Source organism: Ruegeria sp. HKCCD9138 (assembly GCF_057220975.1).
In genome coordinates, this window is sequence record NZ_JBWVAZ010000001.1 from 114,014 (window position 1) to 127,233 (window position 13,220).

The window sequence follows — 13,220 nt, forward strand, 5'->3', positions numbered from 1 at the left end:
TTTGTGAAAAGATGAAAGGGCCGGGGAATTGCACTTGGGTTCGGGGCGTGCATGATGCGGGAAACGCAAAGAGGATTTCATGGCGGCGACGGAATACCTGGAGACAGCGCAAGGGCGACGGCTGGCCTATCACAAGAGTGAAGGGTCAGGGCCGACACTTGTTTTCCTTGGGGGGCTCAAGTCCGACATGGAGGGCACCAAAGCCGTACATCTCGAGGCATGGGCGCAGGCCCGTGAGCAGTCGTTTCTGCGGTTCGACTATTCCGGGCATGGCGAAAGCTCAGGCGCGTTCGAAGAGGGCTGCATCGGGGACTGGCATCAGGATACGCTGGCTGCGATTTCCACGCTGACGGACGGGCCGCTGATTGTTGTCGGCTCGTCCATGGGCGGGTGGCAGGCGCTGCTGCTGGCCAAGGCGATGCCGGATCGGATCGCGGGCATGGTCACCATCGCGGCCGCGCCGGATTTTACCGAGGACGGGTATTGGGCGTCCTTTACGGATGAACAGAAAGCGACGCTGGACACCGTCGGTCGCGTGGAGCTGCCATCGGACTACATGGAACCTTACATCATCACCAGGCGGATGATCGAGGACGGACGGCAGCAGCTTGTTCTGCGCAACGCTCTTGAGTTACCGTTTCCCGTTCGCTTTCTGCAAGGTACGGCGGATACTGCGGTATCCACCGAAACGGCTGTTCGTTTGCTTGAGCACGCCAGCGGGCCGGATATGCAGCTGTTATTGGTCAAGGACGCCGACCATCGGTTTTCGGACGGCCCCTGCCTGCAGATAATCGAAAAGGCAGTCCTGGATGTGATGGCGGGCAGCTGATGCGGCGGTTCGGGCGTTTCCTGGGACGCGTTCTTCTGGCAGGCATTGCACTTGGCGCTCTTGTGTATTGGTTTGGCCCGCGTGAGATGGTGGACCTGAATCCCCAGTTTGAATCGCGAAAGTTCGGCGAAGGTGTGCAGGTCTATTTCGAAAGTACCGAGTCCGTCTTTGATGACATCGTGCCCGGTGTGGAGAAGCGGGTAATCTGGCGGGATGGCTTCAAAGAGCGACGCACGCCCTATTCCGTTCTTTATGTTCACGGCTTTTCCGCGTCATCCGAAGAAATCCGACCGGTGCCGGATCTGATAGCAGACGCGTTGGGCGCCAATCTGGTCTACACGCGCCTGCAGGGGCATGGTCGATCCGGAATGGCCATGGCCGAAGCGACCGCGTCCGGCTGGATGATGGACATGGCCGAAGCGCTGGCCGCGGCCCGCGCTGTTGGCGAGCGTGTGGTTGTCATTTCCACGTCGACCGGTGGTACGCTGGCGGTAGCGGCCGCTCTCAACCCAGAACTCAGCAAAGACGTCGCGGCAATGGTTCTTGTGTCACCGAATTTCGGCGTCAATACGGTTGGGTCGTGGGTACCATCGCTGCCTTGGGCACGAAACTGGTTGCCGGTTCTGTTGGGGTCGGAACGGGATGTTTCTGGCCCAGACCCCGAATTGAACAAGTATTGGACCGTCGTCTATCCGTGGGAGGCCGTCGTGCCGATGACGGTGTTGGTCGAGAGCGTTTATGCTCTGGACGTCTCTGGCGCGCAGGTTCCGGCCCTGTTCTGGTTTTCCGACGACGATCAGGTTGTGCGGCCGGACCGGACGCATAAAGTGGCAGAAGCATGGGGCGCACCGGCCACCGTTTCGCTTGTCACGATGGGGCCGGGGGACGATCCGGCGTCTCACGTCATAGCGGGCCGGTTGATGGCTCCGGGGCAGACCGAATTTGCCGTGGCCGGTATGCTCGCTTGGTTGAAGGAACAGGGGATCGAATAATGGAACAACGCGTCAGCCTCATCACCGTCGGAGTTGTCGACCCGGAAACTGTCGCGGCATTCTACGAGCATTTGGGTTGGAAAAGGGTCGAAAGCCCAGATGGAGTCATCGCGTTCGATTTGATCGGACAGACCCTCGGCCTTTACCCGCTTTCGGCACTGGCAGAAGAAATCGGCGTCGATGTTGGTACGCTGGGGCAGGGGGCGCTGACCCTTAGCTATAATTGCCGCGCAAAAAGTGACGTGGCCGAAGTTCTGAGCAAGGCCGGAGAAGCAGGTGCCGAGATTTTGAAGCCTGCTTCGGATGTGTTCTGGGGTGGTCACCACGGCTATTTCCGCGCGCCCGAAGGCACGATCTGGGAGGTGGCATTTAACCCCTTCTCGAAGCTCGGACAGGATGTGGCTTTTCGCTGGAACGGATACTGACAATGCGCAAGCCGGGCAGTATGTGGAGCCTCGAAACGCTCGGCCGTATACGCCTGTCCCGGCATTTCTTCATGCGGGATTTCCTGTATTCCGAGATCAGTAATTTTCATGCCCGGCAGAACATCCCCGAGAATCCGGATCTTGCAATCGAAACCGGCCGGGCGTTCTGCGAAACTCTGCTGGATCCGCTCGAAGAAACCTTTGGCCGCATTGCCGTGCGTTCCGGCTATCGGTCGCCGTCATTGAACCGGTTCGGCAATGAGAACAAGCTGAATTGCGCCCGCAATGATCACCCCCTGGAATGCCATATCTGGGATCGGGGTGAGGGCGAAGCCCGGATCGCCGGGGCATCCATCGTGATTCCGTGGTTTGCGGATCGGTATGCGCGGGGGCGCGACTGGCGGGATCTTGCATGGTGGATGCACGACCATCTAGACTATTCCGAAATTTGGTTCTTTCCCAAGCTCTGCGCATTCAACCTCGTCTGGCGCCCAATCCCGATGCGGCGCATCGACAGTTATATCGCGCCGCGCGGCTGCCTGTTGCGACCAGGCGCCGAGCCGAACGAAAGCACGACGGAAAGGCGCAAGCGATACGTGGATTTCCCAGCATTCCGAGCCATCCAGTATCCTTGAGCCGTTGATCGAACGGGGCTGCGATTAATCGTAGAACGATGCGCGTTCTTCTTTGGTCAAAATTGTCGGTGTGACGGTCGGTGCACCGGTTTCCCGATTAAAGAAAACAGAGGTTTTCCAACGTCCTGACAGTCGGGATGCCAAGGCGCGCCTGAAAAGTCCGATCGCGGCATATTGCAGCTTTTCGTGCTTTTGTTTCCCTTCTGGGGCAGGAACGAACCCTCGCGTGGTCACAGGGCCCAAGGGTGTTGGATCGGTGATGCGTTCAACGATAAATCCACCAAAGGAAAATGTCGGTGATTGCGGGGTCGTCAAAAGCGGTGCGTTACAGCAGTTTGCATACCAGCGCATCATCCCTTTGGGGCTTAACTGCATTGCGGCCAGATGCTCGGCCCCTTTTTCTATGATGATATCTTCCGGAGTGGTCTGAAGAATTTCAACGGGTCCCGGCGCCGGGTCCGGTTGGCCGAAGTATAGTTGAGCTGCCCGGCAGTCGTGGCAGAAGCACACGACATGTGTTCCGGACTTCACGCCCCGAGCGGTGATATGTCCTTGCAGGGAACCGCATGTGCAGGAAAAGGGGATATCTCCAACCTTTTTCCCGCTCATGGTTGTCAGGCAACTTTGTTCTGGTTGGCCGCTTTCCGGCGTGGTTTGCGGCTGTTTTGGTTCATGAAATCAATCACAAGCGGGCGGATATTGTCGCGCCAGCTTCGGCCGGCGAAGATACCGTAATGGCCAGCGCCCGGTTCGACATGGCTTGCTTTTTTGCTTTCGGGCAAACCGGTACACAGGTCCAGCGCGGCGATACACTGGCCGGGGGCCGAGATATCGTCATTCGCACCTTCGACCGATTTCACCGCCACGTCAGTGATTTTTGCGATGTCCACCTTGTGCCCAGCCACGACAAATTCGTTACGGGCGATTTCGCGGTTCTTGAACACCCGTTCCACTGTGGACAGATAGAACTCGGCCGTCATGTCCATCACCGCCAGGTATTCGTCATAGAATCGGTTATGGGCATCATGGTCCGACGCTTCATCCCGGATCACGCGGTGTATCTGATCGGTGAAGGCTTTGCTATGACGCTCCGCATTCATCGACATGAATGACGCCAGTTGCAGCAGGCCGGGATAGACCATGCGCCCCACGCCCTTGTATTTGAAGCCGACGCGCTGGATCATCGTTTCTTCCAACTGACCCATTGTGACGCGACGCCCGAAATCGGTGACCTCTGTCGGGGTTGCGTCCGGATCGACAGGGCCGCCGATCAGGGTCAGTGTGCTGGGCTGAGCCTTTGGTTCAAGCTCGGCCAGATAGGCGGTCGCGGCCAGTGTCAGCGGCGCGGGCTGGCAGATTGCAACGACGTGGGTATCCGGCCCCAGCTCCTTCATAAAATCGACAAGGTAGAGCGTGTAATCCTCGACATCGAACTTGCCTTCGGACACAGGGATATCGCGCGCATTATGCCAGTCGGTTACATAGACTTCGCAGTTGACCAGCAGGCTTTTGACGGTCGAGCGCAAAAGCGTCGCGTAGTGTCCCGACATCGGTGCAACCAGCAGCACTTTGCGGGCCTGGGTCTCGCGCCCGTTCACGCGGAAATGGATCAGGTCGCCGAATGGGCGTTCAAGCACGGTGGTGATGTCGACCAGATGGTCCTTGCCGTCTTCGCAGGTAAAGGTCCGGATGCCCCAGTCGGGCTTTACGACCATGCGCTGAAAGGTGCGTTCCGTCACTTCACCCCAGGCGGCCATCCATTTGAACGCCGGGTTCGGGATCATCGCGAATTGGGGAAACGACGCCATTGCACTGGCCGTTGCGCCAAGCCACTGATTGGTGTTGCGCATGGTTTCCATCAGGTCGTAGGTCATCATGTAGCGCATGAAATGGGGCCTCCTGAGTGTCAGCCTGAGAGTTCGGACCATTCGTCGCTTTGCCCCCCAGCACCCACGACGTTATTCTGCATAGCAGCGAGGTTAGGGGGGAATTGTTAAAATGACAACTAGCGAAGGTCAGACACCCGAGGTGACCGAAGAACATATTGAACGCCTTAAAGAAAATATGGAAAAGGTCGAGCAGTTGTCGAAGCGCCTGATCGAGGTGATGGCCGGAAAAACGCCGCACGCCCCCGCGCTGGACGGCCCGAATCAAGATCTTTATGCAAAGGCAGCAACCGCTTATTGGGCCGATGCTTGGCAAAATCCCGCCAAGTTGTTGGAACAGCAGGTCGAATTCTGGAGCAAATCCGTTTTGAACTTTGCTGAAGCGCAGCGAGCGATGACCACCGGCGAAGTTGAAGACGACGGAAACTCGAAACCCGACCGCCGGTTTTCGAACCCGATGTGGGACACGAACCCCTATTTCCGATTCATTCGTCAGCAGTATCAGACCAATGCTCAAGCCATCGAACAGGCCGTGGCCTCGGTCGAGGATCTGGATGCGAAGGACAGGCGCCGTCTGGCCTATTTTTCACAGCAGATTATCGACATGATGGCGCCGACGAATTTCCTGGCCACAAACCCGGATGCGCTGGAAAAGGCCGTCGAGACCGAGGGGCAATCTCTGATCAAGGGACTGGAAAACCTTGTTTCCGACCTTGAGGCCAACGATGGCGAGCTGGTGGTCAAGCTGGCTGATGACAGCGCCTTCGAGATCGGCGGGAATATCGCGACGACACCTGGTGATGTGGTCTATCGCAACCGGATGATGGAACTGATCCAGTACAAACCCGCGACTGAAACGGTACACGAAACGCCCATTGTTTTGTTCCCGCCCTGGATCAACAAGTTCTACATCCTGGATTTGAAGGCCCAGAACAGTCTGATCAAATGGGTAACCGAGCAGGGATACACCCTATTCGTTGTAAGTTGGGTCAATGCGAACCAGTCCCATGCCGATATCGGGATGGAAGACTATATTCAGGAAGGATTTCTGACCGCCATTGAAGAGGCCAAGAAGATTTGCAAGGTCAAGCAGGTTAACGCCGTCGGTTATTGTATCGCCGGAACGACGCTGAGCCTGACGCTGTCGTTGCTCAAGCAGCGCGGCGACAAGTCGATCAAATCAGCCACTTTCTTTACCACGCTCACGGATTTTGGCGAGCAGGGCGAGTTCACGCCCTTCCTGCAAAACGATTTTGTGGACGGGATTGAACAGCAAGTTGACAAAGACGGCGTTCTCAAGGCGTGGATCATTGGGCGCACCATGTCGTTCCTGCGCTCGAAGGACCTGATCTATACGCCCGCCATCCGCAGTTACATGATGGGCGAAACGCCTCCGGCTTTTGATCTGCTCTATTGGAATGGAGACGGCGCCAACCTGCCGGGACGGATGGCAATGCAGTATCTGCGCGGGTTGTGTCAAAGCAACGATTTCGTTGCAGACGGTTTCGAGTTGATGGGGCACAAGCTGCACATCAAGGACGTGGACGTGCCCTTGATGGCAGTTACCTGCGAAACCGATCACATTGCAGCCTGGAAGGATTGTTATCGTGGTGTCCAGCAAATGGGCTCGCGGTCCAAGACCTTCGTAGTGTCCGAATCCGGTCATATTGCCGGGATTGTTAACCCTCCGAGCAAGAAGAAATACGGCCATTACACCAATCCCGATCTCAAGGCCGACGCCGACACCTGGCTGAAAGAGGCTGATTTCCACGAAGGGTCGTGGTGGCCGCTGTGGGAGGCCTGGCTGAAGAAGCGCTCGGGCAAGCAAGTGCCCGCTCGCGATACCGGCGATTCGGACCATCCGCGTCTGTGCCCGGCACCGGGGACCTACGTGTTGGTCAAGGCAAATCGCTGATTTCATTATGAAACTAATTTTTTCTGCATCGCAGCAAGAAAATACTTGAAATGCTGCGGTGCAGAAATCATATTGTCCTCAAGCTGATGAAACCCGGGGTGGGCCCGGACCGGCTGAAAGGATTAGGACAATGGCAAAGACCCAAGACTTTACCGCGACCCTGAAAGACATGATGGGCGCGTTCCCGGTTGACACAACCGCTCTGGAAGACGCATTCAAGTCGACCGCGACCCTGAACGAAAAGCTGTCGGGCGTTGCTCTGGACGCTGCTGAAAAATCGGCAGAAATCTCGAACAAGTGGACCAAGGAAACCCTGGCCAAGCTGAGCGAGATGTCGAAAGCAAAGGCAGAGCCTGCCGACTACGCCAAGGCTGCAACCGACTTCGCAAGCGCGTCGGCCGAAGTTGCTGCTGAAAACATGGCTGCATTCGCCGAGATCGCAAAAAAAGTGCAGACCGAAACCGTTGAGCTGCTGATGGCCGCCGGCAAAGACGCTGCAGAAGACGCGACTGCCGCTGTCAAGAAGGCAACCAACGAAGTGACCGCTGCTGCCAAGAAAGCCGCGACCACCAAGTAAGCGACGACGGCAATCGGCACCCAACCCTCCCATTTGGTGTGATTGCTTCGGGCAGGTCGAATGACCTGCCCTTTCTTTTTGTGCTGCGCTCGCATAATCTCTGCTGCAACGCATCATCCTTGGGGAGGGTACTAGGTGTCAGAACAAGAAAAACCGCTGCTGATCAAGCGCTATGCCAGCCGCCGGCTGTATAACACCGAGACCAGCGATTACGTCACGCTCGAAGACATCGCAGGGTTCATCCGCGATGGGCGTGAGGTTCAGATTATTGACCTGAAAACGGGAGATGACCTGACTCGTCAATACCTGCTTCAAATCATTGCTGAACATGAAAGCCGCGGTGAAAATGTTTTGCCGGTGAATGTGCTGAACGATCTGGTACGCAGCTATATGGTGCCGGGCGGTGGAATGATGCCGCAATTCCTGCAAAGCTCGTTCGAGATGCTTCGCGAAAGCCAGACCAAGATGATGGAAAACATGAACGCCATGAATCCAATGTCACAGATACCTGGGTTCGAGGCGTTGCAGGCGCAGCAACAGGCGTTTCTGAAGGCGATGACGGGTGGTCTATCGGGGAACTGGTCCGGTCCTGATGCCGAAAAGGAAGACACGTCCGAACCGAAGGAAGATCTGGCGGACATCAAGAAACAGCTGGCCGAATTGCAGCAGAAACTGTCCAAACTTAGCTGACGATCCTTATGTGGTATGCGCTTCTGCTTCCTGCGGTTCTCTGGGCAGGGGGAGCGCTGGCGCAGGGGAAGTTCACTGAGACCTGGGAACCCGTTTGCACGATGGGCAGGGATGCGGCGGCCGGGTGTAGCGATATTCGCGCCCGTGAAATTATTGACGCATCTCAATCACCATGGCGCGCCATTGGTCGGGTCAATTTTGCCAGTACCAGCCAACGGTTTCATTGCACTGGAGTTCTTGTGTCAGAACGCCATGTCCTGACGGCTGCGCATTGCCTCTATAACGGTGCTCGTAAACGATGGATCCCCGCAACGAGCATCCGTTTCGCCGCTGGCTATCAACGCGGAGAAGCTGCAGCGTTTTCGACAATCAAAGACTACCGATTGGCGCCCGCACAGGGGCGTGATGGGACGTTCGATGGGCAAGCCGATCTGGATTGGGCCGTTTTGGAGCTGTCCGAACCGATCGGTCAATCGGTGGGCTATCTGCCCATCGATCCGGTCACGCAACCGGGATTTGTGGCTGGTTACTCGGGCCTGAGGCCACATGTCCTGAGCCGAACGAACAGCTGTGAGCCCGATCCGGGGCCGCCAAGGCTATTGCGTGCGATCTGTCCGGTGATGATGGGAGATTCCGGTGCCCCACTGCTTGTCGAGACTGAACACGGAATGGCCGTGGCTGGTATCCTGTCGCGTATCGCGCCGACCCCGCAAGGGATCAACGCGCTTTTTTTATCTGTCAGGTTGTTCGAACTGAACGGCGATTGAAAATCAGGTGCCGTAGACGGGCATCGGGCCCGTAACATCTGCGACCGACGCCAGCAGAATGTCCGTGATCACATCCAGCTCGTCCCGCGTCAGGCGAACGGGCAGGCGGACATCACAGGCTTTCATCAACATCGCACGGGTCCGCGGCAGCTCGACCTGTTCCGGCAAGAATTGCCAGTTCCAGAACGCGCGCGCGTTGTCCTCGCTCAGACCAAAGACCTGAACCTTGACGCCGCGCGCCTCGGCAGCCTCGGCAAAAGCACGGGTTTCGGCCACATCCATACCCACCAGATTGAACTGGATCGAATCCGGAGCGCGCCGTTCCGGAGCCAGCGGGGCTGGAACATCGATGTAAGGAGAGGTGTTCAGACGATCTGCGACGTAGTCGTGGTTTTCGAGGCCGTCGCGCACACGGCGGGCAAGTTCCGGGATCTGCGGGCGGATGACGGCGGCGCTCAGGTTGCTCATGCGCAGGTTATACAGCGGCAGTTGGTTCTGCCAGCGGGCGAAAGCTTGTTCAAGGTCTGGCGAGTTATCGCCATGCGGGCCTTTGTGCTTCTTCCAGTTGTGTTCATAGGCACCGGACATGATCACAGCCCGAGCGACCAGATCGGCGTCGTCGGTGATCAGGATGCCACCTTCGCCCGCATTGATCATCTTATAGGACTGGAAGGAGAAACAACCAACCTTGCCAATGGTCCCGATGTTGCGACCATGCCACTGAGTGCCCAGTGAATGGGCTGCGTCCTCGATCACCGGGATGTTGCGCGCGTCGCACAGCTCCATGATGGCGTCCATATCGGATGTGTGGCCGCGCATGTGGCTGATGATCACCGCCTGTACATCGTCCAGTTTGACGGCGAAATCTGCCATGTTGATCCGATAATTGTCGCCCACTTCGCACAGAACTGGGATGCAGTCGGCATGCACGATCGAAGACGGAACGGCTGCGAAAGTAAATCCGGGGATCAGCACCCGCGCATCGCGCGGCAGCCCCAATGCCTTGATCGAAAGGAACAGCGCGGCGGAACAGGAGGACACCGCCAAAGCGTATTTCGTGCCCAATAGTTCGGCAAATTCGGCCTCGAGAAGGGCAACCGGCGCGTCCTGCGGTGCGGTATAGCGAAACAGGTCGCCGGACTGCATCAGGGCGTCAATGGCTTCTCGTGCTGCTGCGGGGATGGGTTCGGCATCATGAACGTTAGGTGGTAGCGTCATATTTGGTTTTCCCGAATTCTATTATTTGGAAATATAAAGTAATGAATTCAGCAAACCAAGGCCCCATTGCACGCTTAAGCGGAATTTCACCAAACTGTTGCTTTTTCGAAAGGTCGACCTGTCTGCATGACCTCCCCCGGTGACGTCGGTATCCGCCCTGGTATCGCCGCGTACCAGCTTGGCGAGTGGCTCGATTATCGATCGTTGGAAGGGCGGAGGCTGAAATTCACGATCAAACGTTCATCAGCATGTAGTCATGTTCCCGCACCGAAAACCAACGCGGGACCTTGGCGACAATTCAGGGGGCGGCCGACACAGCAAATGCTCCAGTTTTCAGGCAGCCGTCCGGCCAAGCCGAACTTTTGCATGGCGGCCGTCAATGTCGGCTTCTAAAAGTCCGACATGACTACTCGAGATAGTATCCGCGCATTTCTCCAGCATGGCTGCAAATGAAGACGGCACTCCTTTGCTTCGCAGTTTTCGTTCAGGTAACTTGCGTTGATGCGTCATTGAGCATGGCCGTCATGACAAATTGGAGCTCGATTGGACTTGGCTCCAAAGGCGAAATGAAAGCCAGCGCAACCTGTCGAGACTTGAACAGGCTGTTCAATGTGCGCGACGCCGAACCCAGGAGTTTCGACGCATCGCGCAAATAGTACGATCACCTAGCCATGATCGATCCATTGTTCGGTCAGGATTGGAGACGGTTCGTCGCCAATTGTACCCCTTGGCGTGATCCGTATAGTGTTCGCTGATGATACTGTTTCTTGCACTTGTCCTGCTGATCGTCGCGGTTTTGGGCTATCGCTTTTGGTCGAAAAAACAAAAGCGGGCGGCGCTTCTTTCTGCGCCGCTTACCGACCATCAGCGCAAGATCATCTATCGTCGTGTGCCGATCATTCAGCGGTTACCCCAGGACCTGCGCGGCAAGCTTGACGGCAAGATAAACCTGTTTTTGAACCAGGTGAATTTCCTTGGCTGTGATGGCCTCGAGGTTACAGAAGACATGGAGCTTTCCATTGCTGCACAAGCGTGTTTGCTCGTCGTGAACAGCGAGCTTTGGTACGATAATTTGACAACTGTCCTGATCTACCCGAACGCGTTCAAATCAAAACAGCAGAAGCATTCCGGTTTCGTTGTGACGGAAAAGGAAATCGTACGGACAGGGGAAAGCTGGGACCGGGGTCCTGTCATTCTGTCCTGGGCGCACAGCAATCAGGGCGCGCTGGATGATCACGATGGACAGAACGTTGTTTTTCACGAGTTTGCCCATCAGATCGATGATCTGTCCGGTGGAACCAATGGCGTGCCGATCCTGAGCGAAGGTCAGAGCTTTACCGAGTGGGAACACGCATTCCTTACAGCCTATGACGCCCATGTTCGGGCCGTCGAGAGCGGCCGTCACACGGTTATCGACCCCTATGGGGCAACAGGGCACGAAGAGTTCTTTGCGGTTTCAGTCGAGGTGTTCTTTGAAAGGCCCCAAGCGTTGAAGCATGAGGTTCCCGAAGTATACGCTCAGCTGTCCAAGCTGTTTCACCTCGACCCCGTCACCTGGCAGTAAGGTCCGACCCTTAACGCGCCAGATTCAACCGGAAGCGCATCTTGGCTTTCCGCTCGGCTGGCAGGTGGCGGTTCAGTCGTTTATTGACCAGCCCGAATCCCCAGACGATGACCAGCGTTAGCAGGATGAAATAGAATGCCAGGATCGGGTAAGGGACGAACGGGTTGAACGTCTTGTCCGCGAAATAGCTGGCGTAATAAAGCGCGTCACCCCGTTGCTGCCACGCAGGAAAGGCCGAGAAAAAGACGAGTGTGGTTGCATGGAACAGAAAGATCGCTTCGTTCGTGTAGGCGGGCCAGGCTAGCCGAAGCATGGTCGGCCAGACGATACGGCGAAAGCGGGACCACCCGGACATCCCATAGGCATCTGCCGCCTCGATATCACCCTTGGGGATCGAGCGCAGCGCGCCGTAGAAAATCTCGCCCGAATAGGCGGCGGTGTTCAGGAACAGCACGATCAACGCCCCCAGCCAGGCCGAGGTGAAGGCGTCGAACATCGGATAGGTCTTCTTCAGCGACAGGAAGAAGAAATAGGCGAAGAAGAACTGGATAAAGAGGGGCGAGCCCCTGAAGATGAAAATGAACCACTCGGCGGGCTTGCGCAGCCACTTGTTGGTCGATGCCTTGCCTACGGCCAGTGCGGTTGCAAGAAAGAACCCGGTCGCCAGCGCCATGATGCCGAAATAGACGTTCCAGATCATTCCCGAACCGATCAGAGTGAACTGTTCACACAGGGTAAAATCGGTTCTCGGCAACAAACGTTCGCCGATCCCGATCGAACGCAGGCCGTAGTCCTGGATGGTTTGCAAGCAGCTCATGCAGTGGTCTCCTTGCGCAGCAACTCGCCGCCGGATGTGGCCTGGCCGTGGGACAGGCGGCGCATAAGCTTTTCAAGCCCGATCTCCGACACGCGCGTCATGCCAAGGTAGAAAATGAGCAAAAACAGGAAGTACCACATGCGCCAGTCACCATGCGGGTATTGGGTGAATTTCGACGTCTTGGTGCCGCCAAGTTCGCGGGCCCAATAGACGATGTCTTCGATGCCCAAAAGAAACAGCAGGGGTGTCGCCTTGATCAGCACCATCCACAGGTTGCTGAGACCGGGCAGCGCATAGACCCACATCTGGGGCACAAGAATACGCCAGAATGTCTGGCGACGGGTCATGCCATAAGCTTCGGCCGTTTCCAGTTGTGCATGAGGGACGGCGCGCATACCGCCGAACAGAACGTTTGCCGCGAAGGCGCCAAAAACGATGGAAAATGTGATGACGGCGAGGAAAAAGCCATAGGTCTCGTGCACCCATTCCGGGGCAGTGCCCAAAGGCAACTTGGCGGCCTGACACACGAGGAAGTCATTGCCCTGGCGAACGGGCTCGGTCCATTCGGGGCACAAAACCTTGTGGCGGATCCATTCGAATCCCTGATCAAGGGCGATGACGAAAAACAGGAAGAACGCGATATCCGGAACACCCCGGACGATGGCGATGTAGCCTTTGCCCAACAAACTGAGCGGTGGAAAATGCGACCGTGCAGCCATGGCACCGCCAAACCCGAAAGCCAATGCGACAGGGGCGGTTACGGCCAGCAGGGCCAGAACCTTGACGAACGACAGGTAAAACGACCAGTGGACGCCGTTGGTCAGGTAACATGAAAACCAGCGAAACGTGCCCAGTGTGTCAGGATCGGCGCAGTAGGAGAACATAAGGCGTCTTTCGAACGTCAA

The 13,220-nt window shown here is 56.8% G+C and carries 14 protein-coding genes; 9 read left to right on the plus strand and 5 right to left on the minus strand.

Annotation, left to right across the window (positions count from 1 at the left end; translation table 11 throughout):
• Positions 1-79 precede the first annotated feature (79 nt).
• Genes AC2TEL_RS00595 through AC2TEL_RS00610 form a run of 4 tightly spaced genes read left to right on the plus strand, consistent with a single transcriptional unit; the run spans position 80 to position 2,881 of the window.
• A complete protein-coding gene (locus AC2TEL_RS00595) occupies positions 80-829 on the plus strand; it encodes an alpha/beta fold hydrolase (RefSeq protein WP_480901403.1) in 750 nt (249 codons plus the stop codon).
• Positions 829-1,821, plus strand: coding sequence for an alpha/beta hydrolase (locus tag AC2TEL_RS00600; protein WP_480901405.1), 993 nt, complete (start codon positions 829-831; stop codon positions 1,819-1,821). The genes AC2TEL_RS00595 and AC2TEL_RS00600 overlap by 1 nt, the downstream gene beginning before the upstream one ends.
• Entirely contained in the window at positions 1,821-2,246 is a 426-nt protein-coding gene (locus AC2TEL_RS00605; RefSeq protein WP_480901406.1) for a VOC family protein, read from the plus strand. The genes AC2TEL_RS00600 and AC2TEL_RS00605 overlap by 1 nt, the downstream gene beginning before the upstream one ends.
• 20 nt (positions 2,247-2,266) lie before the next feature.
• The gene (locus tag AC2TEL_RS00610) at positions 2,267-2,881 is read left to right on the plus strand and encodes a hypothetical protein (protein WP_480901846.1); all 615 of its coding nucleotides are present in this window, start codon (positions 2,267-2,269) and stop codon (positions 2,879-2,881) included.
• 24 nt (positions 2,882-2,905) lie between these two features.
• Here AC2TEL_RS00610 and AC2TEL_RS00615 read toward each other — a convergent pair whose 3' ends face one another.
• Both AC2TEL_RS00615 and phaZ read right to left on the minus strand, forming a co-directional pair.
• Complete coding sequence (locus AC2TEL_RS00615; protein ID WP_480901408.1) at positions 2,906-3,490, minus strand: DUF6151 family protein; 585 nt, start codon at positions 3,488-3,490, stop codon at positions 2,906-2,908.
• 5 nt (positions 3,491-3,495) lie between these two features.
• Positions 3,496-4,767 carry a polyhydroxyalkanoate depolymerase gene (phaZ, locus tag AC2TEL_RS00620; RefSeq protein ID WP_480842443.1) on the minus strand — a complete coding sequence of 424 codons (1,272 nt, stop codon included), beginning with the start codon at positions 4,765-4,767 and terminating at the stop codon, positions 3,496-3,498.
• A gap of 112 nt (positions 4,768-4,879) precedes the next feature.
• Here phaZ and AC2TEL_RS00625 point away from each other — a divergent pair, with 112 nt between their 5' ends.
• The 4 genes from AC2TEL_RS00625 (at position 4,880) to AC2TEL_RS00640 (ending at position 8,716) form a co-directional block, all read left to right on the plus strand.
• Positions 4,880-6,682, plus strand: a complete 1,803-nt coding sequence (locus AC2TEL_RS00625; protein WP_480842441.1) for a PHA/PHB synthase family protein — start codon at positions 4,880-4,882, stop codon at positions 6,680-6,682.
• A 130-nt stretch (positions 6,683-6,812) separates the two neighbouring features.
• The gene (locus AC2TEL_RS00630; protein WP_480842440.1) at positions 6,813-7,259 is read left to right on the plus strand and encodes a phasin family protein; all 447 of its coding nucleotides are present in this window, start codon (positions 6,813-6,815) and stop codon (positions 7,257-7,259) included.
• A gap of 135 nt (positions 7,260-7,394) precedes the next feature.
• Positions 7,395-7,949, plus strand: a complete 555-nt coding sequence (phaR, locus tag AC2TEL_RS00635) for a polyhydroxyalkanoate synthesis repressor PhaR (RefSeq protein ID WP_480842438.1) — start codon at positions 7,395-7,397, stop codon at positions 7,947-7,949.
• Between the two features lie 8 nt (positions 7,950-7,957).
• Positions 7,958-8,716, plus strand: a complete 759-nt coding sequence (locus tag AC2TEL_RS00640; RefSeq protein ID WP_480901409.1) for a trypsin-like serine peptidase — start codon at positions 7,958-7,960, stop codon at positions 8,714-8,716.
• A 3-nt stretch (positions 8,717-8,719) separates the two neighbouring features.
• On the opposite strand, the gene AC2TEL_RS00645 is transcribed toward AC2TEL_RS00640, so the two are convergent.
• Entirely contained in the window at positions 8,720-9,934 is a 1,215-nt protein-coding gene (locus tag AC2TEL_RS00645; protein WP_480901410.1) for a DegT/DnrJ/EryC1/StrS family aminotransferase, read from the minus strand.
• Between the two features lie 754 nt (positions 9,935-10,688).
• Between AC2TEL_RS00645 and AC2TEL_RS00650 the strand changes: the two genes are divergently transcribed.
• Positions 10,689-11,498 carry a M90 family metallopeptidase gene (locus AC2TEL_RS00650; RefSeq protein WP_480842432.1) on the plus strand — a complete coding sequence of 270 codons (810 nt, stop codon included), beginning with the start codon at positions 10,689-10,691 and terminating at the stop codon, positions 11,496-11,498.
• A 10-nt stretch (positions 11,499-11,508) separates the two neighbouring features.
• Here the strand turns inward: AC2TEL_RS00650 and AC2TEL_RS00655 are convergent, their stop codons facing one another.
• Both AC2TEL_RS00655 and AC2TEL_RS00660 read right to left on the minus strand, forming a co-directional pair.
• Positions 11,509-12,315 carry an ABC transporter permease gene (locus tag AC2TEL_RS00655; protein ID WP_480842430.1) on the minus strand — a complete coding sequence of 269 codons (807 nt, stop codon included), beginning with the start codon at positions 12,313-12,315 and terminating at the stop codon, positions 11,509-11,511.
• Complete coding sequence (locus AC2TEL_RS00660) at positions 12,312-13,199, minus strand: ABC transporter permease (protein WP_480901412.1); 888 nt, start codon at positions 13,197-13,199, stop codon at positions 12,312-12,314. The genes AC2TEL_RS00655 and AC2TEL_RS00660 overlap by 4 nt, the downstream gene beginning before the upstream one ends.
• Positions 13,200-13,220: the final 21 nt, after the last annotated feature.